Raw genomic sequence first — 23521 nt, 5'->3', positions numbered from 1 at the left:
TTACCATAATAGCCCACCCCTGAACAGACTTTTAATCAACAAGGCTGTCTCTTTCCGCCGGGGTTTTTAATAATGATTCGGGTGCTCAATCTAAAAAATAGTCTCACCAAACAAATGTTATGGTATAATAACAATAAAAAATTTACGATCTCAGCAAAGCACCAACATTTTGCTGAAACTCATAAAATTATGCATCCAGGAAGGAATAATTGCCCCATGAATGATCTTAATGACAAACAAACCCCGCACAACGCAAAGGTTTCTGCCACCAGCGCAGCTGCCGCGGATGAGAGTCTTCGCTATTTCACCGGCATTTTTAGCGGACTGGAAATTGATTCTAAGCCGATTTATGATTTTCCCGAAAACTTAAGCCGCACGACCGTCCCTGAGGCCTGGGTGGGCAGCGATTTTTCCCGCCGCTTTGCCCCGGCGATAATCAATACCCGGCTGACTGCCGCTGGAATCACCGCCCCGGTACTTTTTTTGACGGCCTTTGCCTTCACCCTGGCCAAGTTTAGCGGCCAGGACGAAAGTGTTTTTTGTATTTTGCCCAGTGATAACGCCGATGGCATTTTGCCTATGTATCTTAAAATCGATGAAGACGCATCAATTAATGACTACCTTAAGACTGTTCAGACGAGCTTCTTAGAAACCCGCCGCCACAGTGGCTGCGCTTTTTCGCAGCTGGCCCGGGAGCTTAGTCTAAGCTCTGATCTGCGTTTTGTCTTTAATGAAAACCCGGAACAGCCGGTGGACCTCGGCCACGCCCATCTGGCGGCGGTAGTCAGCCCCAAAGGCAACAACTTTGCGCTACGCCTGCATTACCGCAGCGATTTATATAAAAAAGAAACCATTCTCAGCTTTGCCGATCTGTTGGAACGGACCATCGGCGGCTTACTGACAGCTCCAAAACTCTCAGCCATTACCCTGATTTCGGAGGCTGACCGGCTCCGCTGTGAAACCTTTAACCACACCACCGTGCCCTACGACGCCAGCCTGACGATGGTCTCGATGCTCAGAAACCAGGCCCAAAAAACCCCGGAGCACATCGCCGTGGTTTATCAGGATGTCTCGCTAACCTATCGTGAGCTCGACCTTGTCACCGACCGGCTGGCCAAACACATCAAAAGCTTTAGTTTCGGCCGGGAGGATATCATCCCAATTCTGCTGCCCAAAAGCGAGCTGATGACAATCGCCTCAATTGGGGTGCTTAAGGCCGGGGCGGCCTATCAGCCGCTTGATCCCTCCTACCCCAGCGACCGGCTGAGCTTTATGATTGGCGACACCAGCGCCCGGTTACTGATTGCCGATGAAGCCCTGCTGGGACTGATCCCTGACTACAGCGGTCAGCTGATCCTGACCAAAGACATTAAGGACCTGCCGGACAGCACTAGGGAGCTAAGCGACCCTGCGCCTGAGGATCTGATGGTGATGCTCTACACCTCCGGCTCCACCGGGGTGCCCAAGGGCGTGATGCTGGAGCACCGCAATCTGGTCTGTTTCTGCCACTGGTACAACCGCTACTATGATCTGGACGAGACCGCCCGGGTGGCCGCCTATGCCAGCTTTGGTTTTGACGCCAATATGATGGACACCTATCCGGTCTTAACCGTGGGCGGCACCCTGCATATTATTGCCGATGAAATCCGCCTTGATCTGCTGCGGCTAAACGATTATTTCGAAGCCAATGGCATCAGCCACATCTTTATGACCACCCAGGTGGGCCGCCAGTTTGCTGACACCATCACTAATTATTCGCTTAAGCATCTGTCAACTGGGGGTGAAAAGCTGGCCACCATCCACCCGCCCCGCTATCATTTCCACAACCTCTATGGCCCCACCGAAACCGCTGTCATTTCCACGTGTTTTGAGGTGGATAACCTCTATGACAATATTCCCATCGGTAAGGCCGTGGACAATCTCAAAACCTACGTGGTTGACCGCTATAAACGGCAGCTGCCCATTGGCGTCCCCGGGGAGCTTTGTATTGCCGGGATGCATGTCGGCCGGGGCTACTTAAACCGCCCCGAGGCCACTGCCGCTGCCTTTGGCGCCAACCCCTTTTGTGATGTCGCCCCTGATGACCGGATCTATTATACCGGCGACATTGTCCGCTATCTGAGTGATGGCAATATCGAGTTTGTCGGCCGCCGGGATGCTCAGATCAAGATCCGCGGTTTCCGGGTCGAACTGACCGAAATTGAGGTGGTGATCCGCCAGTTCCCGGGCATTCAGGACGCCACCGTCGTCGCCTATGATGATCCCAGCGGGGTCAAGTACATTGCCGCCTATGTGGTGTCCGATACCCCAGTTGACGTTGCCGCCCTCAACGCCTTTATCGAAGCCGAAAAGCCGCCCTATATGGTCCCGGCGGTAACGATGCAGTTAGAGGCCATTCCGCTCAACCAGAACCTGAAGGTCAATAAAAAGGCGCTGCCGCTGCCGGTTAAACAGCAGACTGATTTGACCCCACCGCAAAACCCCACCCAGAAGCAGATCTACAACTGCGTCGCCAAGATTCTCGGCCACGATCAGTTTGGCATTGCAACCGACTTGCAGGAGGCCGGGCTGACTTCAATTGGCACCGTGACCTTAAATGTCCGCCTGTCCCAGATCTTTGGGGTAGCAGTGCGGAACCGGGATCTGAAAGAACATAACACGGTTGCCAAACTGGAAACCTTCCTGACTGCCGCCGCAGCCACGATCCCGGATAACGATGGCCCCAAACTGACGGCCTATCCGCTGACCCAGACCCAGCTGGGCTTGTTTGTCGAATCGATGGCCAAACCCGATGAGCAGCTGTATCATATTCCCTTTTTGTTTAAGCTCCATCCCGATGTCAACCTGCCGCGGTTTAAAACTGCTGTAGAAACGGCCATTTCGGCCCACGCCTACCTCAAAACCCGCTTCTTTATGGATGATGATGGCGAAATCATGCAGCGCCGCCGGGATGAGGCCCCCTTTACCCTGCGGATTCGGGATTATCTGGATAAGGACAAGCTGGTCACCCCCTTTAAACTGATTGATGGCCGACTCTTTAACGCCTCATTGTTTGCGACCAAAGACGGCAACTACTTCTTTATCGATATCCACCACAGCATCTGCGATGGCACTTCGCTGGTGATTTTAATTGAAGACATTAACCGGGCCTACGCCGGGGAAGCACTGGAGCCGGAAAGCTACAGCTCTTTTGACGCCGCCCGGGACGAACAAATACGCCTGGCCAGCGCCGAGTACGCCCAGGCTGAGGCTTATTTTGCCGACCTGTTTTCCGGCTGCGACACCCATTTTTTACCCGGCCCGGACAAAAGCGAGAGCGAAAAAACCCTGGGGATTGTCAGCCTGATCCCCGATCAGCTTACAGTCTCTGCCGTCGAGCACTACTGCGAAGCCCAGAAGATCACCCCCAACGCCTTTTTTGTCGGTCTGTTTGGTTACCTGCTGGGCCGCTACACGAATAAAAACCACAGCGTCTTTACGACCATCTACAATGGCCGCAGCGATTCCCGGACGGCCCGGTCGATGGGGATGTTCGTTAAAACCCTGCCAGTTACCTGCAGGCTTGATGCCCCGGCCAGTGCCCTGTTTACCGCCACCAAAAATCAGCTTATCGACAGTATGGATCACGATCTCTACTCCTTTGCACAAATCAGCCGGACCTTTGGCATCTCAGCCGAAGCGATGTTTGTTTATCAGGGCGATAACTTTGAGTTTGAAACCCTGGCCGGTCTCCCCACCGAAGCCCTGGAGGTGATGAGCGAAGGGGTCATTGCCGCCATTTCGGTAGAGGTCTCAATCCGGGAGGGCCGCTACTATTTCCGGGCCACCTTTGAGAGTAACCGCTACGAGGACAGCTCGATGGATGCCCTGCTATCCAATCTGGCACTGGCCGCAAAACAGGTGCTGACCACGGACGATCTCAATCAGATACAGCTGCTCTTTGATGAGCCCCGGGAGATGGTCAATGACCCCCGTTTTTACGGCCATACCTTTGTTGATCTGTTTACGGATGCGGCCGCCCAATATCCCGAGCAAACAGCTATTGCCGACCGCAAGGGCAGCATCAGCTATGCCCAGCTTGACGCCGCTTCGGATGCGCTGGCGGTGCAGCTGCTTGGCGCCGGGGTCAAAAAAGGTGACTTTGTCGGCGTCCTGTCGGGCCGCACTCGGGAATTTTTAATTGGTGTCATTGCCACCATGAAGGCTGGCGCCGCCTATGTGCCGCTTGACCCCGAGTACCCGGAAGACCGGCTGCGCTATATGCTTTCCGACTCAGCGGCCGATATTTTGCTTTATGTCGATGACTACCAGCACATGACCCGCTTTTTCCCGAACAGGCTAGTCAGTCTGGATGCCGTCACCGCCAGCGGTTTTTTGCCGGCTGATAAAAGCTGGCAGACCGCCAAACCCACCGGCAGCGATCTGGCCTATATGATCTACACCTCCGGCTCCACCGGCAAGCCCAAGGGGGTCATGATTGATCACGCCAACCTTAGTAATCTGATCATGAACGAAACCATCAATCAGCAGGTCAGTGAGCAGACCCGCTGCGCCCAGTATTCGAGCTTCTGCTTTGATGCCTCGGTCTTGGGGATCTTCCCCTATCTGGCAAACGGTGCCCTGGTCTATCTGTTTGCCGAAGACGACCGCAAGGATGCCGTCAAGGTCTGTCAGATTCTAAAAGATGAGGCCATCAACGTGGCCATCTTCCCGACCCAGATGGGCGAAATCATCATTGACAGCCTGACTGGTGACTGTAGCCTGACCCATATCATCGTCGGTGGCGAAAAGCTTAAGCATTATTACGACCGGCCCTATACCGTTGTCAATGCCTATGGCCCCACCGAAAGCACGGTTGAGACCACCTTCTTTAATGTCGATCAGGAATACCGCAATATTCCGATTGGCAAGTCACTAATCAACGTCCGCTCTTATGTGGTCGATGACCAGCTTGTGCCGGTGCCGATCGGGATGCCCGGCGAACTCTGCCATGCCGGTCGCCAGATTGCCCGGGGCTATCACAACCTGCCCGAAAAAACCGCTGCCGCCTTTGTCCCCAGTCCCTTTGCCAGCGGCCCTGATGATGGGGTACTCTACCGCACCGGCGATATGGTAAGGCGCCGGGGCGACGGTCTGATTGAATACATCGGCCGGATCGATTCCCAGGTTAAGATCCGGGGCTATCGGATTGAGTTGTCAGAAATTGAAGGGGCGATGCTGGCCCACCCGGGCATCAAGGAAACTGCCGTGACGGTGCTTGAGCAAAGCGGCAACCAGTACATTATCGGTTACTATACCGGGCCGGAAGAAGCGCTTGACCCCAAGGTCTGGCACCATCTGCTGCTTTCGCAGCTGCCCGAATACATGATTCCGACCTTTTATGTCCTGCTTGACACGATGCCGCTGACCCCCGGCGGCAAAGTCGATAAAAAAGCCCTGCCCCAGCCGGAAACCGGGATTAAGACCGCCGACTATCTGGCCCCGGAAACGGCGCTGGAAAAACAACTGGCCGAAATTTTCGCCACCACCCTGGGACTGGAAACCGTCTCGGTGCTGGACGATTTCTTTGCCATCGGCGGCACCTCAATCTCGGCCACCAAGGTGGCGATGAAGTGCCTGAGCCTGCAGATCCCGCTGGCCTACGCTGACCTGTTCGAGTACAAAACGGTCAAGCAATTGGCGGCCTTTGTTGAAAAACACGTCGCCGCAGCAATTGACCCCAATGACCGCATTAAAAACTTTGACTACCCGGCGCTGGCGCAAGTGCTGGCGGCCAATACGCCCGACAGTCTCCCCGGCCTTAACACCAGCCCGCTGGGTGACATTATTTTAACCGGTGCCACCGGCTTTCTGGGGGCCCATATCCTAAAGGAATTCCTGGACCATTATGACGGCAGCGTCACCTGCTTTATCCGTCAGGGCAAGGCCCGGTCGTTACAGCAACGGATTGAAACGATGCTGGTCTACTATTTTGACCGCGATTATGCCGAGCTTTTTGGCAGCCGGATCTTCTGTGTTGAGGGCGATATCACCAATTTAGATAGTGTGATGGCGCTATCTGATGTAGCGGCCGATACGGTGATTAACTGCGCCGCCTGTGTTAAGCATTTTGTGGCCGATGATACGCTTGAGAAAATCAATGTCGAGGGGGTAGAAAACCTGGTGGCACTGTGCCTGAAAACCGGCAAGCAGCTGATTCAGGTTTCCACCGTCAGCATCGCCGGCGAAGGCAAAAATGGCGCCCCTCCCCGGGAGAAACGGATTAACGAAAACGAGCTCTACTTTTCCCAGAGCCTTGAAAACGCCTATGTCCACTCCAAGTTTCTGGCTGAGCGGGCGGTACTTTCGGCCATCGCCAAGGACGGCCTGCGCGGTAAGATCATGCGGGTCGGCAATCTGATGAGCCGCAACAGCGACGGCGAGTTCCAGATCAACTTCCTCCACAACGGCTTTATGCGGGGGCTCAAGGGCTATAAGATTCTAAAATGTTTCCCCGTCGGGGGGCTGAGTCAGGCGGTTGAGTTTTCACCGATTGATCTGACCGCCGAGGCGATTTTAAGGCTGTCCCAGACCAACCGCGACCTGACGGTGTTTCACCCCTACAATAACCACACCGTCTATATGGCTGATGTACTGGCCGAAATGAACGCCTACGGCTTTGCCATTAAGGTGGTCTCTGACGCCGACTTTGACGCCGCCCTGCGGGCCGGAATGGCCGATGCCGAGGTGGCCCCGGCGATTTCCGGGCTGATTGTCTATTTAAACAGTGATACCGTTAATCACATCTACCCGATTGACCCCGAAAACCACTTTACCACCGAAGTGCTCTACCGGATCGGCCACCGCTGGCCGCTGACCAACGAAATCTATCTGCATAAGTCCATTGCTGCCCTGGATGGGCTGGGCTTCTTTGATATTGACGAAAATTAAGGGCCTAAAAAACAGGCCGCAACACATCGCTGCGGCCTGTTCTTGTCGGTACTGAGTTATCTTATGTTTTTGTCTGAAGCCGGTCACCCGGCTATTTTTGTTGCATCCGTTTTTCACCCTTCACAAAAATGCCCCGCTTATCAAGCCGATATTCCGATACCATCTCAGGCCCTTCCGCTACCGGACAGGTTGGTCTGATCCCACTCATTGGCGCTGCCTGCGGCGCTCAGGCCAGAGGCTTGTTTTTATCAAGATACGCCACCACTGCCCAGGCCGTCAGGCTGGTCAAAAACAGTAACGGTGTTCCCGGAAAAACCAGCATGATCGCAAAACTGACGGTGTTGTTCAGGGCGTGGAACCCCATCACCAGTGGCAGTGACTGGGTTTTCACGTAAATGAAATTGGTGATATAGTTCATCGCCACGATTCCGGCAGTGAAACCGACCAGGGTTGGCAACAGCACCCAGGGGCCCTGACCGAGGTAGAGGATCACCATCAGCGGATAGTGCCAGACCGCCCAGATGATCCCGCCCTTCCAGGTGGCCAGCCAGAAACCGGCCGCTTTCTGGCGCAGATAGGGAAATAAGAAGCCCCGCCAGCCCAACTCCTCGGTACCACTGGTTAGAAAATTAGAAATAAAGTACAGCCCAATCAGACCCAGCAGTGCTCCGGGGGTTGCCTCACCGGGGTTAAAATAGCCCAGTATCAAGCTGACGACCACCGTGGGAATGCCGATCATCAGAGGCAGTAGCACCGCCAAGACAGCAAACCGTTTCGCCGCAGGTTTACTGATTGGTTTCTGTTCACCCCGGCCCACCAGCAGGAAGCCGATTAACGGGCCATAGACCCCCAACGCAAACAGCAGTTGCGGCAACCAGCCTTTGTCCGCCGGGACTAACGCCAGCAGATCAAAAAGGGTGCCCCCGGTAAGCAAGCTATAGCCGCTGGTCAGGCTGATCAGATAGGCTCCGATCCAGCAGAACCAGGTCCAACCGAAGGCAGCAATAAGATAAATGCGCAGGTTTTGTTTCATGGTGGGTACTCCTTTAGTCAATCGAAATCATGATACCCGATCAGCCGGGTCAATTAACAGTGCTTTATCTAAAAGCGCAGTTAAAAGGCCACCCCAAAGATCGCCCCGGAAACAAAAGGAATCAGCCAGATCAGCCAGACGATCAGACTGAGTTTATGAAAATTGGCCCGGGCTTTCTGATCATTCCTGACCAGCACCACCGTGGCCCAAACGGCATGAAAGAGCATCAGCAGAATCGCCAGCAGGCCGGTGATACCATGAAAGCTCAACAGCGTGACCCCGCCAGCCAGTTCGCCCATCAGCATGGTTCCGATGGTATCACACACCAGTCCAAGATAAAACACGACCAGATGCCACACTTTTAGCTGGCCCTGAAGCTTCTCGCTCCAGACCCCAATCGAATAGAACACCAGTGCCATCGTAATGGCGGTACTTGCATAAACTAACATTATTGATCCTCCTGTTTTTGACCTTCGATAAAAATGACCCGATTTGGGATCAACGACAAGTGTATGCGGGTGGGACGGCCGCTCCCGGCCCGTTTTTATCAATTACTGTCCGGCCCGCCCTCGACTCGATTCCGGCCCCGTTTTTTGGCTAGATACAACGCATCATCCGCCCGCTTCATGACGGCATTAACCGCTTCTTCCGGAATATATTCCGCAATCCCAAAACTTGCTGTCTTGCGCACCACAATCGGAAATGAGTGTGCTTCAAGGGCTTTCCTTAACCCATTCGCAAGTGTTTTTGCACCGTCAAGATTTGTTTCGGGACAGATAATCAAGAATTCCTCCCCACCCCATCGCCCGATGAAGTCGGTTGGCCGGATCTTCTTCTTTAAAACAGTCACAAATTCTTCCAGCACCATATCGCCGACTTTATGACCATAGGTATCATTTACCGCCTTAAAGCTATCAATGTCCAGCATGATAATTGCCAGCGGATGGCTCGTCTGATTTGCTTTTTGAATTTCCAGGCCGAGGATTTCTTCCGTTTTTTGCCGATTATAGATCTGGGTGAGTTTATCGATACTCGAAAGTAAGACCAGTTCTTTTTCCCTGATTTCGATGGCCTCGGACATTTTTCCGATGCTTTCAAGTATTTTTGAAAATTCAATGATTTTGTTCGGGGGATAGGCGATCTTATAATTTCCTTTACTGATTTCCTCAGTAATGCCAATGATCTCATTGAGCGGTTTAAATAATTGTCGCAACACCGCATAAAGGATTAAAAAAAGCACCAGTGAAAAAATCACAATCACCGGAATAAACCGGATCAGGTTATTGATAAAAATATCATTAACGGTATTCATATCAAAACCGGTCCCGATATAAGCAATTATGTTGCCATCGAAATCTTCAATGGGGTAAAAGGAAAAGCCCATTTCCCGGTTATTGATTGTTGCTGTTGCAAATATAATTTCCCCACTTTCAGCGGTGCCAAGACGATTCCCGAACGCATTTTTGTCAATCGGGATGGTCGATAACATCACCCCATCTTCGGCCCAGATGACGATTTCCTTATTTACTGAATTTTTAATCTGTTCCAGAATGGGGTCCCCTAATTCTTCTGTGACCACGGTCACGCCCTTGGGTTCACCCGAATAGATCCGGTCAACCCCTTTTAAGAATAATCTTCCTTCTTTTAAAGCGATGACGCCGAAGGGCTCAATGCTTGAAAATTTGTTATCGGCGCTGATCATGTACTGGATGTAGTTCTCTTTGCCGGTATCCATAAAACTGTCTTCAATACCCGGTACATCCGCCAGGGGATTGGCGTTGCCATCAAAAAATGCGACATTTTTGACCGAACTACTCGCTGCATATAAGGTCTTACCAAGGATTCTGCTTAATTGAAACGATAATTCTTTGTAGTTAAAGGGGCTCATCTTTCATTGCCAACTCGATCGCCGTGTACATAGCGGTATCAATTTTTTTCATCATACTCGTAATGACCGTCCCCTTGGCAATATAATCCTGATCACTGTCAACACCAATTGCATAGATGCCTTTTTCCTTACAGGCTTCAATCGCCCCGATCCCGGTTGCCCCCGCCACGGTATAGACCACATCCGCTTGCTGGGCGATCAGCTCATTGGCCAGTTCATAGCCACGGTTGGGAACCGCAAAAGGGTTATCACCACCCACAATTCTTGAAGCAATCGAAACCTCGGGATTCACATAAACGGCACCCTGTTCATAGCCATTTCGAAATTCCTGAAAGATCTCCGTATCCTGAGCCCCGATATAGCCGATGGTATTGGTTTTGGTCACCATGCCAGCCACTGCGCCGACCAGAAACGAACCCTCATTGGTCTTAAAAGTCAGGGGGGTGACATTGGGGGCTGCGACAACGGAATCAATAATGACAAACTGCACATCCGGATATTCCTGGGCAACTTTTTCACAGGCATCTTTAAATAAAAAACCCGTGGCGATGACCAGGTCATAGTCTTCCTTGGCATACTGTCTTAAATGATGGGCACCATACTCGATTTCAGTTTCAATCGAGGTGGCCGGTTCTGTATAACTAAATTCGATTCCCAGTTTTTCCTGAGCCAGTCGGGTACTTTCATAGGCTAAGTCGTTATATGATTTGTCGCCCAAACCACCAATCGATAACACAATGCCAACCTTAAAGGGCCTACCCGCCGCACTTTGTCCGGATTCGGCACTGTCAATTTTGATATTTTCATTATTTTCTCTATTTATTGCCACATATTGAGCAACGGCACCGGTTATCACAATACAGAGTATCACAATAAGTAACTTTGAAGTTTTAGACATAAGTTCCCCCTTTACGCCCGTGTGTGTTCTGGTCTTATTATAACTGATTTGTGCGGTTAATGAACAGACTTTTAATTTGACTTTTACAGTTAAAACGTCACCAAAAAGCCATCATTATTGTCGATCCGCCGGGTCATCACCAGTGGGATACCTGGTCAATAAAACGGTCGACCAGCCGGGGGTCAAACTGGCTACCGGACTGAGCACGTAATTCCCGGATGGCGTCTTCGTGAGACCGCGCGAGCTGGTAAACCTGATCATGGGTCATCACGTCATAGGCATCGACAATAGCCAGAATCCGGCTGTTAAGCGGGATCTTCTCACCACTGAGCCCCGAAGGATAGCCAGACCCGTCCCATTTTTCATGATGATGGAGGATTTCCTCGGTGACGACATGGAGTTCCGGCACATTGGCGGCGATCCGGTAGCCGATTTCCGAATGGGTCTGCATGATCTGCCATTCTTCCTCGGTGAGGCGGCCGGGCTTGCCAAGGATGTGATCGGGAATCCCCACTTTGCCGATATCATGGAGCATCGTCAAGAGAATCAGGCGGTTTTTGGCTTCAACGTTCAGGCTAAGCCGCTCGGCCAGCTTCATGACGTGATCGGACAGGCGCAGGGTATGGGCCTTGGTTTCGGACCGTTTTTCATCGAGGGCGGCCAGCAGGGCGTTGATGGTGGTGCCCCGCATGCTTTTGCTTTCTAACAGCTTGATCTGATACATCATTTCCTCGGCTTTTTTAAGGACCGGCCCGGGTTCATCATCCCGGCTCTGTTTGAGCGCCATCCCAAACGAGACACTGGCTTCAATGGTGCCGTTGATGCAGATGTCCTTCAGCTGCTCCTTAATCTGTCTGACCAGCACTTCGGCATCCTTTAAGTCCGAGCCAGGCATCACAATCATGAATTCATCGCCACCCCAGCGGATCACCTGATGGCGGGCACCGGCGGTGCGCTTAAGGGTTGTGGCAATATCCTTAAGCAGCAGATCGCCGATGGTATGACCAAAGACGTCGTTGGTCATCTTCAGGCCATTGACATCGCCCATCACAAAAGCCATCGGATGGATCAGTTTGATCTCTTTCTGGCTGAAATACTGCTCATAAAAGCGCCGATTGTAAAGGCCGGTGAGCTCATCGTGATAGCTTAGATATTCAATGCGGCGTTTCTTTTCCCGGGACAGGGTAATATCCCGGAAGACCATGACCACCCCGCCGATGTCGCCGTTTTGGGTGCGGATCGGGGCGATGCTGGTTTCGATGGGAATCATCACGCCATCCTTTTTAAACAGCACGGTTGGCGCGGTGATTTCGATGCTCTGGCCGTCTGCCAGCACCCCGGCCACAAGCCCGGTCAGGGGCTCTCTTGTATATTCATGACAGATCCGAAAAATCGCCTCAAAGGGTTTACCCAGCACCTCTATGCTTTGCCAGCCGCAGGCCTGCTCAGCCGCCGGATTGAGAGTGCTGATGCTGCCTTTGGCATCGGTGGTTATGACCCCGTCATGGATGGCCTCCATGGTGGTTTTGTAACGCTCCTTTTCCTGATAAAGGGCGGCCGCGTTCTGTTCCCGTTCGGTGGCGTCGGTGATCACCGAAAAGAGATAGGGCTGACCGTCAAGCTCGAGCGGACTGGAATGGACATCGACCATCCGGATTTCGCCGTTTTTAAGCCGATGGGGAAATAAAAAGTACCGCTGCTGCCCCGCTAAGGCCTGGTGGCGCAGCGCATCAACCGCCGCCTTAGACAGGGTGTTGATCTGGTCAATGGTCATGGCCGTGATCTCCTCCAGGCTATAGCCGTAAAAGGCCAGGGCCGCCGGGTTGGCCTCGACAATCCGCCCGGACGCCGGTTCAATCAGCAGCATCGTGGCGGTGTGGGTCTGAAACATCGCATCAAAGCGGGTCGTGGCCAGATGGTTTTTTGCCATCCAGTCCTTAATCACTGTGGTATTTAGCTCTGTCACCACAATATAGTCCTGGGTAGCACCGGAAACCGGGGTCATCCGGCACATCCGCTCTCTGATTTGCCCATTCCAGCAGGCCTTGGCCTTAAAGAGAATGGTTTTTCCGCTTTTTAGGCAATCGTCGGCGTTTTTTTCATAAACCTTAAAATAGGCTTCCCCGAGCACGGTTTTTAAAGGCTGATTGCGAATCGCTTTCTGGCTGTAACCGGTTAGTTTTTCGTGCTCCCAGTTGTTATGGCAATAGACCCAGCCCGCTGCAGTTTTAAGCAGCAGCGCCATCGCCTCGGAATTGTACTCCACCATCATCTCCAGATAGTCTGCTTCGGCTGGCCGTCGGCGCCAGCCTTTTTTGACTTTGGGGGTCATCGTCGCGGCCTGAGCCCCGGTGTTTTTCTTTTTGGTAATCCGTTTTAACAAAAAGTTCTGGTCATGCTGTTTCATCGTTTCCCCTCTTTCTCCCAAAAGATAGTTTGATTTCGATTCTTCTTTAAACGTATATACCCCGGTTTGGTGGTTTCTATCGTTTCAGGAAACAGGGCGGGTGATTACAATGGCGGACAAAACCAAAATGCAGCGCCGTCGCTGGCTGGCCGCATCACTTAAAGTTTAGGCCTCCGGTCCCTGATAGCGGGGGAACTTCTGGGGATCGGTAAGAACGCCGTCGATGGTGATGGCGCCGGTGGGACAAAAATTATAGCAGCGCATGCAGGCCGTGCAGCCGGATGAAAAAACAAACCGGTTGCCCGTTAGCCGGATGCTGCCGGTGGGGCAGTTCTCGACACAGGCCATGCAGCGGGTACAGCTGGCGCCATCGACGCCGAGGGTCTGATAAAATTTGGCAATTGCTTCGGGGACTTTTTTGCGGATCATCGCCCCAATCATCAGTTGCGGCCCGTGGCCTTTGATCCGCTTGCGACCGGCCATCAGGCAATCGACCAGGCGCTCCAGTTCCTTTTGATCCTTTACCATCCGCTTAGCCAGCTTGGCCCGGTCCAGCGGTTTGCTGCTGGTGACATTATTGCAAAGCCGAATATTCACATAGGCCGACAGGATCAGCCCCGATCCGGCTAGCAGCTTTTGCATCTCGGTGGGGCCAAAAGCGTTGACATAACCATAGGTGTTGATGGCATAGGCGCTTTTGGCCATTTTCTGCGGCCTGACCAAGCCCACCACCCGGCTTATAAAGGCCCGCATGATCGGGGGAATGTCGCCACCGTAGATGGGGTTGGTAAAACCGATGGCATCGGCTTGGGCGATCATCCCCCGGAGCTCTACATCTGTGAGGCTGGTCTGGATATCGATGGATACCACATCGGCCTGATGGCCTTTTTCCCCGACGATTCGGGCAAATTCATCAACGGCCCAGCGGGTGTTGCCGGTGCCGCTAAAATAAAAGGTTGTAAATTTCATTTTTTCTCCTTGTCAATCATCACAGTATTTAAGCCGGGTCGGCAGGCATTTTAATTCACGGTGGCGTCGTTGTCATAGCCCCGCTTTTCCCAGTAGCCTTTGTAGTTTTCATCACTGGACAGTTCGATTTTTGTCACCCAGCGGGCCCACTTATATCCCAGTTTATCTTCGGCCACCACAATAAAGGGAAAACCCATCGACGCTGGCAAGGTCACGCCATTGGCGGCATAGGCCAATAACATATCTTTTTCTTTAATGGTTGATAGTGGCATCGCAGTGGTATAGCCATCGACGCCGTGAAAGATCACCGTGGTGGCCTCGTCTTTGACTCCGGCATCCGCAAGCAGATCGGTGATCCGGACCCCTTCCCAAAGCACCGTGGCTTCCCAGCCTTCCACGCAATAGAGGGTAATCAGGCGCTGGGCCCCTTCTTTTTCCAAGACCTGTTGATAGCTTAAACTTTGGGGATTCTCGACCAGGCCTGTGAGCTGCAGCTGATAGCTGTTAAGATCGACTTGCTGAATCCCGGCGATGGAATTGTCCCGGGGGCCGATGGCCGGGTCCAGTTGAACCCCCTGATATTCCCGGATTTCTTTTTCCTGATAGCGGTTGGCCGTCGCCTGGGAAACCGCATCCTGCTGGCCAGCATTGTTTTCTGAAAACCAGCTCATCGGATTGACCAGGTAAACGGCAATCCCCAGGGCGGTCAGTGCCCCCACCACAATAATTGTTCGACGCATGGCCTTGTCCTCCTTATCTTTTTTAATTAGATCATCGGATCATGGTCTCAATCGGTTTAAGTCAATCGGTACGGGTATTCGGATTGGTGATGGCGGGGCGGCCGATGCATAACAGGCCACCTCATCCTGATTGAAGTAGACGCAGACTCCGACATACATTTTTGCCAACAGCTGTATCGACAGCACGGATTGTTGTGCATAATAATAAAAATCATCCGGAGCCCGCAGCCTGAAGTCATGATCTTCACCGAGTCTTTCTCTTGTCTGTCCCATTTCATCGGCAAGTGATTGACACAGTTTCACCAGTTCCTCCTCGCTGTAGGTCTCCTCATGATATGGGGTATAGGCTAAGAAAGAATCCCGATAATTATTCAAGCCCCCCAAGAGAGTAAACCAAAAATAGATCACGCTGGCCATCGCAACGATGCCCAAGCTAGCACGATAAACGGCCATCCCCCGGTCACCTTTACTGATGATAACCTGGTGCAGATAATAACCAAGGTATACTGGCAAAAATAATAAAACCGCGACCGCCAGCCATTCACTGACCGAAAATTTTACCAGCGAAGGTAAAAAACCCACGGCATTTGACACTATCGGATATGCTGTCCGGCTGTATTGTTCCGCCCAGTTTGGATGATATTGGGCATATTGATTAAGCAGATAGGCCACCACTCCCGGTAAGATAACGAGCCATCGCAGCGATAAAAATTTTTTCATGATGCCCCCCTTTGATATAGTTTAAGATTGACTAGTTAATATCTCAATATCCATTTTCATTATCAAGGGTTTTTGGCCATAACGTATGGTATAATATTATCACTAAAAGCGGACTCCGCTTGTCTTGGAGGTAATACGATGGATGCTCACCCTAATATCGGACTGCTGGATAAAAGCAAACTGCTGGAAATATTCGACTACCTGAACCAGCAGCTTAAGGAAAATGCGATGCAGCTGGAACTGACCATTTACGGTGGATGTATTATGACCATGGTGTTTGATAATCGCCCGGCCACCAAAGATATCGACTGCGTGTTCAGCTTGGCCAATGACAAATTGCTGGAACATATCCTGAAGAATACCCAGTTTGTTTTTGACCTTTCTGATGGCTGGATCAATGATGAAATTAAAGAACCGCTAAAGTCGATTATCGCCGAAGAATTGGAAACCTTCAAAAGCTATTCCAACCTGAAAATCCTAAAGCCCAAAGCCGAACAACTGCTGGCCATGAAAGTTCTGGCTGCCCGACCGGAACCGGCCAAAGATTTTACTGATGCGGCGCTGCTGTGTAAAACCTTGAACATCACCACCAAGGCAGCGCTGCTGGCGACCATTAAAGTTTTTGTCCCGCTGCGGCTGCTGGGGGAACGACAAATCAATTTTATAAAACATCTGGGGGAGGATCTCGGTTATGATTGGCAATAAGTATTTGAAAAATTTGTACAACTATCCCGATCTGGACACCAGCCTCAACCAACTGCTGGAGCTGCTGTTATCAAAAGACCCGGCTTTTCTGGAGAGTCTATCCGTGCCACTTGATATCGCCGCCCTGGACAAATCCGAACGCCACTATCTGACGATTATTTTTGCGATCATTGACCATCAGCTCCAGCTTTTACAAATCCCGGTTCCCAACTGGATCAGAGACCGCGCTTTTTGTTTTGATGAACCCTACTTCCACTCGCGTCACCTCAGTGACTTTGACAAGGTCAAGCTCCAGTACACCGTCCCCGGCCCCTTCCGGGCCCGACAGGTTTATCTTGACCCGGATGGTCTGAAACGGGTTTAGTCATCAGCATCCCGACCTTCGGTGCAGAGCTCATCCAGGTAGCCATCATCGATAGCCGAACCGGGGCTATTCGACCCGGTTTTTGCCCAGCTATTTCGCCAGATACAAGCGTTCATCGACCCGGTGCAAAACCGTATCCAGATTATCGCCATTTTTAAAGGCCGCCTTTTCCCATTCTAGCAAACGACACACATCCTCATAGGAATATTTTTGATACAGGGAGAATGATGATTTTCGATAGGGCTTGCCATAATACTTGGCATTGCGATATAAACCATACTCAATTAATTCCATCAGACCGGTTTTAAAGCGGTCATCCTTTAGTTGTTCATAAAACGAAGCGGCTGGGCGTTGGTCTTCTAAAAAAACGGCATTTTCAAAGCTGTTTCTGGCCGCCCCAACCTGAAATTGATTGGATAAGATATTATGGATTCTGCATTTATCAAATCAGCACCTCCAGATAGGTTTTTAAAACATCACTACACTTTAAACGTTCGGCATAACGATATAGTTTATTGATGTTGCGATCTTCTTTTTTTAAATATTTGGTCAATATTTCTTTAGTTTCTTCAATCCCTATCTTGTTACGGTAATAAATAATATCTACCACCGTTTTTTCAATGTCATAAATCTTAAATCTATTTTCTCCTGTCCATTGCTCAAGAATTCCAGTTTCATAACGTTCTTTCTGGAAGTAATATAAATTGAATGTTGGCCAGTCTGGTAAAGTTGTGATGTTTTTTTTCCTCGGTAAGGCAACATCAATTGAATCCGGCCGATAATTGGACAAACCATAATATACCGCGGCGCTCATCAGGCAAATAACACCAGTTGGCGCATAAGCATAAACATAGATTAAATCTGAAACTTCGCCGTTGAAATTGCAATTTTCATAGTTACTTTTATTCAACCTGTTGAGCTTACCTTCTTCAACAAATTTATTAATTTTGTAGTAGCTAAATCCCAGTTTTTGTAGTTCTTTTGTATTAATGATTTTTTTATCTTCAGGTATTTGTAGTTCTTTTTTCATTTGCCCTCACTCCATAAGCCAATTATACCCAGAACGCCGGTTATTATCAGTATTATTTTAAATGAAATGCGGCTATTTTATAGATTAGCCGCATTTCATTTAAAATTAAATTATTAAATTGCTGGTTCACTAGTCAAACCCTCAAGATCTAAATCAACTTACCCACCAAAATGCTGTGCTGACTTAGGTTAATAAGTTGTCGTCAGGCACTGTCAGAATTATGGGATCGTCCTGCTGCCGGCAGGCCAGATAGGCGATGAAATTATCCTCATCTTCATACATAAAACCACACTGATGTGCCAGTTCATGGGTCATCGTGGCCGGAATCATGTATAAATTGATGGCAGGCACCGTCAGCCTTCAAAAGCCCAGGATTTTTTCAAATCGCTGGTAAATCTGTTCGGGATCAATGCTGACCGTTGCCGGAGCATCACTGACTCATCTGTTTTTGTCACACAAGTGGTAAGCGGCAACGATATCTTTTATGGCTGTGGCAATATCTTTTGCTTTTTGATCCTTGATCCCAATTTTCCTGGCGACTTCCAAAATATCGCTAAACCCTGGATTTTTACCGTTGCCATTAACGCAGGTGGCATGTTCGCCGCCAATCGAAACACTATCCGTTAAATCATAAGCGGGTGAAAGAATCCAGCCCTGTTTTTTTCATCATAAAGAAACGTGAAGTTCTTCGAATGATCATCGCGATTATGGGCAAAAACATTGAAACACATCAGCCGATACATCTTTTCAACCTCAGAAAAATCTTTTGTCAATTCCAGCGTCAATTTCATCAGAATGTTGTAATCCAAATTGGGGATACGATGGGAAGTTTCCAGCATCCCACTTACTGAAAGCATATGAATCCGTTTTTTCTTACCCTGTTCGTCCTGTTTTCGGTCAAATCTTTGGGTGCCAAAATATCCCGGACCAGTATTTGAGGTAAAGAGCTTTGTTTCCTCCATCTCAATACCGCATTCTCTGGCACACAAAGAATATCGATATTCCTGGACCCCAATGCTTTTTATATCTTCTGATGAAGGAAATTTGATGATCCAATCGATATCATTGATCTTTGTTAAGATCTTCGGTCTGGCCCCGCCGGAAGAACCGCCAAGACTGAAGAGATCATCCAGATTATCCGAATCGTCCGTTATGAGCATCTTTGCACACTCAGCTGCAATTTCATCAAGATCAACGGCCGGATTCGATAAATCAAAGTGATGAACCGGTTCATAGGTCAATGCGCCCATCCCCGATGAACCAACGATGGCCAAACGATCCAGACTACTGATTTCAAAGGGATTGATATGATTTTTTAATAACAACCGATCAACCAGCAACACGCCCCCAGCCATCCGGAAGACTATCCGCAAACACTCCAAATAAGCCTTCAAAGGGATCAACCTTGGGAATAAAGACACGCTGCACCAGTGGCAGTGAAAATGGGCTGATCGAAAAGCCATCAGACAACCATTCTTTGGTATATTCGAAAGCTACCTGCCGATTCTGGTAAAGTGCCATGACCCCCACAGGCCGATCATGATACCGAACCGTCAGTTTTTTAATCCTGTTCATCGATTACCTCCTGGATGGATAAAAAAGGTTGCTCCGCAAATAAGTTAATCAGTTCATCTTCACAGTTTAAGGCAATAGCGATTTTTGTCAGGGATAATAATGAGATTTCCCCACTGCGTTCAAACCGTTTCAGCGAACCCAGGCTGACCCCTGATTTTTCACTCAGTCTTTCCTGTGACAGCTTCTGCCGTTTACGGATGCTGCGAATTCGCCGGGCAATTAATATACCGATTTCGAGGGGTGTTTTTTGAGTTAAAAATTCTATATTCATAGTTAATATATTAGCTGACACGAGTGTTTTTGTCAATAATTAGCTATTATATTAGCTGACTTAATTCGTTTTTTGCAATATGTTGATAAGTTGCGGTCAGGTACCTATCCATCTTACAGGTAGCCATCAGCGATGGCCGAACCGGGACTATTCGACCCGGTTTTTGCCCAGCTTTTTCGCCAGATACAAGCGTTCATCGACCCGGTGCAAAACCGTATCCAGATTATCGCCATTTTTAAAGGCCGCCACCCCAAAACTGCAGGTAACCTGGCCGGCGGTTTCGAAGCGGTGTTCGGCGATAATCTTCTGGAGCCGCCAAGCCACTACCATCGCCGCCTCGCGCTGGCTGTCCGGGAGAATGATGACAAACTCTTCCCCACCCCATCTGGCAAAAAGATCGCTTTGATTGAGATTGCGCCGGACGATCCCGGTCAGTTCCTGCAAAACCTGATCGCCGATCAGATGCCCAAAACGGTCGTTGATGGCTTTAAAATCGTCAATATCAAACATGATCACGGCCAGATTCCGGTCGGTGTCGGCGATACTGTTCGCCAGTCGGGCATATTCCTGATTAAATTTGGCTTTGTTATCGATCCCGGTCAAGGCATCGGTTTCGGCCATTTTTATCAATTCAATGGTATGCAGATATTGGATTCGTTTATAATAATTGACACTGTAGGACGAAATACTGCTTAGCACAATGACGATCACGATGTGAATGATCGCAGCCAGAAAATCAGACCGATTGATTGCGGTAAAACTGACGCTGACAAAGACGAAATAGCCGATGCTGACAAACAGCGCTGTAAAAATAGAAAAAAGCCACCGGTTATTGATCAAAAAAACAGCCAGAATAATAATCATCACGCCAAAGGCCTGAATCAGGATATTCGGGTTGGGAATTTGGTTGGAGATATAAATAAACGACATGGCAATCAAGATTTCCAGTCCGGTAAACCAATAGATCAGCGATTCATAGCGGGTGACCCGCCTGACTTTGAAATACAAAACAAGCATGGCGGCCAGCACAACACTGCGACTGATAAAGACCGCCCTGAAAGCATCGGCCGCAGTGATCAGAAAATACTCCGGGATGATAAACGAAAAATAAACCATGGCGGTTATGAGAATGGTAAACGACACATAATTGATATTCCTGGCAATTTCGGCATTATAAAAGGCTTTTTCCAGTTCCTTATCCCGAAATTGGCCCCATTGAAGTGCCCCACTGGCGTTATTTTTTTTTGTTCCGACGGTGTTATGGTCTTCCATTGCAACCCGCTTTCCATAAATTTGAATAGTTGGTTCTATTCTACCATAATGTGGGCCGGGCTGACAGGCTTTTTAATTCACGGTGGCGTCGTTGTCATAGCCCCGCTTTTCCCAATACCCTTTGTAGTTTTCATCACTGGACAGTTCGATTTCACTGACCCAGCGGGCCCACTTATAGCCCAGTTTATCTTCGGCCACCACGATAAAGGGAAAACCCATTGACGCCGGCAGGGCCACGCCATTGGCTGCATAGGCCAATAAGATCTCCTTCTTATTTTTTTACGCCGGGCCGCTTGAAATTGCTGCCCTGGACAAATCCGAACGCCACTATCTGACGATTATTTTTGCGATCATTGACCATCAGCCCCAGCTTTTACAAATCCCGGTTCCCAACTGGATCAGAGACTGCGCTTTTTGTTTTGATACGCCCTACTTCCACTCGCAACACCTCATTGACTTTGACAAGGTCAAGCTCCAGTACACCGTCCCCGACCCCTTTCCGGGCCCGACAGTTTCGTGATCCCGATGGTGTAAGAAACGGTGATAAAATGCTCATATGGGGGTGCGGTTTTATTCGGATTCAGTACCTATTTTATACCAGCCACTGCAGCCCCCTGGCCAGGCGACCCTGGGCGTCGTCAAAATGGTTGCCGGGGTTTAGTTCAAAAATAGTCTTTGCTCCCAGGCTGCAAAGCTGCTGTTCGGCGGCGATGGTTTGGTCTTCCACCACCCCCAGACGGCTATTGCGGGTGATCTTTTCTTTATCGCCCAGCGAAAAATACGCCCGTTCCGGTATCTGCAGCGGCTGATTCTTTAAGATAAAATCCCCAAAGCCATCATACCATAGCGAGCCGGAGATCGACCCGACCCGGGTAAACAGATCGGTCCGATAGATAGCATAGAGGGCAAACAGACCGGCCAGGGAATACCCGACCAGTACCCGGCAGGCTGGCGTCAAACCGAGGCTTGCTTCCACCGCCGGGACGATGGTGTCTGTCAGTTCCGCCAGATAGGCGTCAGCCCCGCCGCCGAAATCCGCGCCGCCCTTGAAAGCTCTTGGGGCGGGCCAGGGCGACAACTCGCGATTCCAATCGACCTGGTCGATGGCCACCAGAACCGCATCCACACCCGCCAGTTTGATGGCCAGATCGGATAGCTCCGCCCCCGCCATGTGGAGATAGATAATTGAGTCGCTGGTAGCTTTTGGGTCAGCCATCACCGTAACGTGTCGTTTACCAATTTCGATAATCTTATTCATTTTCTTCACCTTTTTTAACCACCTGAGAAATGCCAGGTCTTATGGAAATGCCTGCCCGTTTGTTTCGGGCTTAGCGCGACAGTTCGGGGGAGATTTGAAATGGGCTTTTTCACCCTTTTGAGACACCAATCAGTGCTTCCACTTTCTGTTGCAGGGCCGGGTTTGTCAGCCAGATGGTGGTTTCAAAGACGTCCGGAAAAGCAAAACTACGGGCAGTTGCTGGAAACTTGATGATAATTTCATGGCGGCTGACACTTTTGACGGTACCGGTCCCGAAACTCTGGTGATTGACTTTTTCGCCGACTAGCTGAGATGGTGACCAACGTGGGTTTTGGTCAGCCTTGGGTGGTTTTTCATCGTACTGTTTAGCCGGATTGATCACTGCCAGAATAGCGGGACCATACTTTTCACTTTTAACCGGCCCAAAACCCGGTAACCGCTGTAAGTCGGCCAGTGTTTTTGGTTTTTGGGTGATCAGATTCTCCAACTGTTGATTATTGAAAACCACGTAGGCCTGGACGTTTTCTTTCCGGCTGGTGGCCAGTCGATAGGCTTTAAGACGGGCAATCAGATCGTCATTTTGCGGTGATGACACGGTGTAAGGTGTGGCATCGGTCTCCCGAACCGCCGCTTTTTCGCTTTCCGGTAGCGGGGCACTGCACGTCTTAGGTGGTGCCGGGGCGGCTACCGTTACTCCCGTCAGGATGGCTTCATATTTTTGGGTGTAGTCGCTGGCCAGTGGCTGATGCAAAGCTAGAATTTTTTCTGCCCAGGCTTGCATCGCTTTTTCACTGGAAGCCAATTCTTTTGACTTTTTATTCTGATTCTTGATATGGTTAATCAGCTGATCGGCCCGGATCACCCGATCCTTGACATCTTTTTTGGCATACTTGGCATTTAACACCGTCTTGGGATTGGCCAGCACGACTATTGATTGATGAAAATTGTCAAAGCCACTCTGAAAACCAAGGCGCTTGATCGGATTGGTGGCTTTTGCCAGCCGGAGCTGCCGATACACTTCCAGATGCCGCTGGTTCTGGGTAATCGGTGAATAGATCCCTTCTCTAACCGTGCGGCCATTCCAGGGATAGCTGCGGACAAAATTGCCCTGGTTATCAATCTCGATGTTGCCATAAAGGTTCTTGCATTCGATAAAAAAGACCAGCTTCCGGGTGACCACGACATAGTCAATCTGGGCGGTCAGATCTTCATGCTGGAGATGCAGGTCGTGGATAATGCACATCGGCATACCGGAGTTTTTCAGTTCAAAGGCAATGTTTTTCTCACCGACTTCGCCATAGCTGACCAGGGATAGCTCCCGGGCAATATCATCTTTGAGCTTGCCGGTGGCCTGGGCATGGAGTTCTTTAAGCCGGGCAATCTGCTGGCTGGTATCGGAATCTTCTTTTAAGAAGATGGGGGTGGTGTTGGGGGTGAATAGGGACATGGGGACCTCCTTTA

The 23521-nt window shown here is 50.2% G+C and carries 21 protein-coding genes; 3 read left to right on the top strand and 18 right to left on the bottom strand.

The window, feature by feature from the left end:
* Positions 1 to 216: 216 nt before the first annotated feature.
* On the top strand, positions 217 to 6930 hold the full coding sequence (locus tag BI182_RS04395) for a non-ribosomal peptide synthetase (RefSeq protein ID WP_286805812.1): 6714 nt from the start codon (positions 217 to 219) through the stop codon (positions 6928 to 6930).
* 226 nt (positions 6931 to 7156) lie between these two features.
* Here BI182_RS04395 and BI182_RS04390 read toward each other — a convergent pair whose 3' ends face one another.
* The 8 genes from BI182_RS04390 to BI182_RS04355 form a co-directional block, all read right to left on the bottom strand.
* Complete coding sequence (locus BI182_RS04390; RefSeq protein ID WP_286805810.1) at positions 7157 to 7963, bottom strand: CPBP family intramembrane glutamic endopeptidase; 807 nt, start codon at positions 7961 to 7963, stop codon at positions 7157 to 7159.
* A gap of 80 nt (positions 7964 to 8043) precedes the next feature.
* Positions 8044 to 8412: an HsmA family protein gene (locus BI182_RS04385; protein ID WP_148637837.1), complete on the bottom strand. Its 369-nt coding sequence runs from the start codon at positions 8410 to 8412 to the stop codon at positions 8044 to 8046.
* 98 nt (positions 8413 to 8510) lie between these two features.
* Positions 8511 to 9851, bottom strand: a complete 1341-nt coding sequence (locus BI182_RS04380) for a GGDEF domain-containing protein (RefSeq protein WP_286805808.1) — start codon at positions 9849 to 9851, stop codon at positions 8511 to 8513.
* On the bottom strand, positions 9838 to 10749 hold the full coding sequence (locus BI182_RS04375; protein WP_286805806.1) for a BMP family lipoprotein: 912 nt from the start codon (positions 10747 to 10749) through the stop codon (positions 9838 to 9840). The genes BI182_RS04380 and BI182_RS04375 overlap by 14 nt, the downstream gene beginning before the upstream one ends.
* Before the next feature lie 136 nt (positions 10750 to 10885).
* The gene (locus BI182_RS04370) at positions 10886 to 13156 is read right to left on the bottom strand and encodes an HD domain-containing phosphohydrolase (RefSeq protein ID WP_286805805.1); all 2271 of its coding nucleotides are present in this window, start codon (positions 13154 to 13156) and stop codon (positions 10886 to 10888) included.
* Between the two features lie 165 nt (positions 13157 to 13321).
* Positions 13322 to 14125, bottom strand: a complete 804-nt coding sequence (locus BI182_RS04365; RefSeq protein ID WP_286805804.1) for an EFR1 family ferrodoxin — start codon at positions 14123 to 14125, stop codon at positions 13322 to 13324.
* Between the two features lie 50 nt (positions 14126 to 14175).
* A complete protein-coding gene (locus BI182_RS04360) occupies positions 14176 to 14865 on the bottom strand; it encodes a molybdopterin-dependent oxidoreductase (protein WP_286805802.1) in 690 nt (229 codons plus the stop codon).
* Positions 14866 to 14904: 39 nt separating this feature from the next.
* Positions 14905 to 15585, bottom strand: a complete 681-nt coding sequence (locus BI182_RS04355; protein ID WP_286805800.1) for a DUF3810 family protein — start codon at positions 15583 to 15585, stop codon at positions 14905 to 14907.
* Between the two features lie 138 nt (positions 15586 to 15723).
* Here BI182_RS04355 and BI182_RS04350 point away from each other — a divergent pair, with 138 nt between their 5' ends.
* Both BI182_RS04350 and BI182_RS04345 read left to right on the top strand, forming a co-directional pair.
* Positions 15724 to 16290 (top strand): DUF6036 family nucleotidyltransferase, encoded by a 567-nt coding sequence (locus tag BI182_RS04350; RefSeq protein WP_286805799.1) that lies wholly within the window; start codon positions 15724 to 15726, stop codon positions 16288 to 16290.
* Complete coding sequence (locus tag BI182_RS04345; RefSeq protein ID WP_148637843.1) at positions 16277 to 16654, top strand: hypothetical protein; 378 nt, start codon at positions 16277 to 16279, stop codon at positions 16652 to 16654. The genes BI182_RS04350 and BI182_RS04345 overlap by 14 nt, the downstream gene beginning before the upstream one ends.
* A gap of 90 nt (positions 16655 to 16744) precedes the next feature.
* On the opposite strand, the gene BI182_RS04340 is transcribed toward BI182_RS04345, so the two are convergent.
* The 10 genes from BI182_RS04340 to BI182_RS04295 form a co-directional block, all read right to left on the bottom strand.
* Complete coding sequence (locus BI182_RS04340) at positions 16745 to 17077, bottom strand: DUF3427 domain-containing protein (protein ID WP_286806229.1); 333 nt, start codon at positions 17075 to 17077, stop codon at positions 16745 to 16747.
* A 19-nt stretch (positions 17078 to 17096) separates the two neighbouring features.
* Positions 17097 to 17684: a type IV toxin-antitoxin system AbiEi family antitoxin domain-containing protein gene (locus BI182_RS04335; RefSeq protein WP_070372305.1), complete on the bottom strand. Its 588-nt coding sequence runs from the start codon at positions 17682 to 17684 to the stop codon at positions 17097 to 17099.
* A 183-nt stretch (positions 17685 to 17867) separates the two neighbouring features.
* Positions 17868 to 18035: a DUF3810 family protein gene (locus BI182_RS04330; RefSeq protein ID WP_084633741.1), complete on the bottom strand. Its 168-nt coding sequence runs from the start codon at positions 18033 to 18035 to the stop codon at positions 17868 to 17870.
* A gap of 272 nt (positions 18036 to 18307) precedes the next feature.
* Positions 18308 to 19039 (bottom strand): type II toxin-antitoxin system HipA family toxin, encoded by a 732-nt coding sequence (locus BI182_RS04325; RefSeq protein ID WP_286805795.1) that lies wholly within the window; start codon positions 19037 to 19039, stop codon positions 18308 to 18310.
* Entirely contained in the window at positions 19014 to 19259 is a 246-nt protein-coding gene (locus BI182_RS04320) for a HipA N-terminal domain-containing protein (protein ID WP_286805794.1), read from the bottom strand. Before BI182_RS04320 ends, BI182_RS04325 begins: the two co-directional genes overlap by 26 nt.
* Entirely contained in the window at positions 19246 to 19530 is a 285-nt protein-coding gene (locus BI182_RS04315; protein WP_070372307.1) for a helix-turn-helix domain-containing protein, read from the bottom strand. The genes BI182_RS04320 and BI182_RS04315 overlap by 14 nt, the downstream gene beginning before the upstream one ends.
* Positions 19531 to 19677: 147 nt before the next feature.
* The gene (locus tag BI182_RS04310) at positions 19678 to 20802 is read right to left on the bottom strand and encodes a GGDEF domain-containing protein (protein ID WP_286805791.1); all 1125 of its coding nucleotides are present in this window, start codon (positions 20800 to 20802) and stop codon (positions 19678 to 19680) included.
* Between the two features lie 72 nt (positions 20803 to 20874).
* Positions 20875 to 21060: a molybdopterin-dependent oxidoreductase gene (locus BI182_RS04305; RefSeq protein ID WP_286805789.1), complete on the bottom strand. Its 186-nt coding sequence runs from the start codon at positions 21058 to 21060 to the stop codon at positions 20875 to 20877.
* Positions 21061 to 21394: 334 nt separating this feature from the next.
* On the bottom strand, positions 21395 to 22060 hold the full coding sequence (locus BI182_RS04300) for an alpha/beta hydrolase (protein ID WP_286805787.1): 666 nt from the start codon (positions 22058 to 22060) through the stop codon (positions 21395 to 21397).
* Between the two features lie 109 nt (positions 22061 to 22169).
* Positions 22170 to 23507, bottom strand: coding sequence for an NERD domain-containing protein (locus BI182_RS04295; RefSeq protein ID WP_286805785.1), 1338 nt, complete (start codon positions 23505 to 23507; stop codon positions 22170 to 22172).
* Between the last annotated feature and the right edge of the window lie 14 nt (positions 23508 to 23521).

Source organism: Acetobacterium sp. MES1 (assembly GCF_002237635.1).
Classification (GTDB): domain Bacteria; phylum Bacillota; class Clostridia; order Eubacteriales; family Eubacteriaceae; genus Acetobacterium; species Acetobacterium wieringae.
The sequence above is the reverse complement of the archived record's forward strand: the minus strand, read 5'-3'. Positions and strand labels throughout refer to the sequence as shown.

Excerpts from the sequence above, each read along its gene's own strand:
- BI182_RS04395 (WP_286805812.1), top strand. The coding sequence starts at position 217 with ATGAATGATCTTAATGACAAACAAACCCCGCACAACGCAAAGGTTTCT.
- BI182_RS04385 (WP_148637837.1), bottom strand. The coding sequence starts at position 8,412 with ATGTTAGTTTATGCAAGTACCGCCATTACGATGGCACTGGTGTTCTAT.
- BI182_RS04310 (WP_286805791.1), bottom strand. The coding sequence starts at position 20,802 with ATGGAAGACCATAACACCGTCGGAACAAAAAAAAATAACGCCAGTGGG.
- BI182_RS04295 (WP_286805785.1), bottom strand. The coding sequence starts at position 23,507 with ATGTCCCTATTCACCCCCAACACCACCCCCATCTTCTTAAAAGAAGAT.
- BI182_RS04390 (WP_286805810.1), bottom strand. The coding sequence starts at position 7,963 with ATGAAACAAAACCTGCGCATTTATCTTATTGCTGCCTTCGGTTGGACC.
- BI182_RS04355 (WP_286805800.1), bottom strand. The coding sequence starts at position 15,585 with ATGAAAAAATTTTTATCGCTGCGATGGCTCGTTATCTTACCGGGAGTG.
- BI182_RS04335 (WP_070372305.1), bottom strand. The coding sequence starts at position 17,684 with ATGAAAAAAGAACTACAAATACCTGAAGATAAAAAAATCATTAATACA.
- BI182_RS04345 (WP_148637843.1), top strand. The coding sequence starts at position 16,277 with ATGATTGGCAATAAGTATTTGAAAAATTTGTACAACTATCCCGATCTG.
- BI182_RS04350 (WP_286805799.1), top strand. The coding sequence starts at position 15,724 with ATGGATGCTCACCCTAATATCGGACTGCTGGATAAAAGCAAACTGCTG.
- BI182_RS04320 (WP_286805794.1), bottom strand. The coding sequence starts at position 19,259 with ATGAACAGGATTAAAAAACTGACGGTTCGGTATCATGATCGGCCTGTG.
- BI182_RS04375 (WP_286805806.1), bottom strand. The coding sequence starts at position 10,749 with ATGTCTAAAACTTCAAAGTTACTTATTGTGATACTCTGTATTGTGATA.
- BI182_RS04300 (WP_286805787.1), bottom strand. The coding sequence starts at position 22,060 with ATGAATAAGATTATCGAAATTGGTAAACGACACGTTACGGTGATGGCT.
- BI182_RS04370 (WP_286805805.1), bottom strand. The coding sequence starts at position 13,156 with ATGAAACAGCATGACCAGAACTTTTTGTTAAAACGGATTACCAAAAAG.
- BI182_RS04325 (WP_286805795.1), bottom strand. The coding sequence starts at position 19,039 with ATGGCTGGGGGCGTGTTGCTGGTTGATCGGTTGTTATTAAAAAATCAT.
- BI182_RS04380 (WP_286805808.1), bottom strand. The coding sequence starts at position 9,851 with ATGAGCCCCTTTAACTACAAAGAATTATCGTTTCAATTAAGCAGAATC.
- BI182_RS04360 (WP_286805802.1), bottom strand. The coding sequence starts at position 14,865 with ATGCGTCGAACAATTATTGTGGTGGGGGCACTGACCGCCCTGGGGATT.
- BI182_RS04315 (WP_070372307.1), bottom strand. The coding sequence starts at position 19,530 with ATGAATATAGAATTTTTAACTCAAAAAACACCCCTCGAAATCGGTATA.
- BI182_RS04365 (WP_286805804.1), bottom strand. The coding sequence starts at position 14,125 with ATGAAATTTACAACCTTTTATTTTAGCGGCACCGGCAACACCCGCTGG.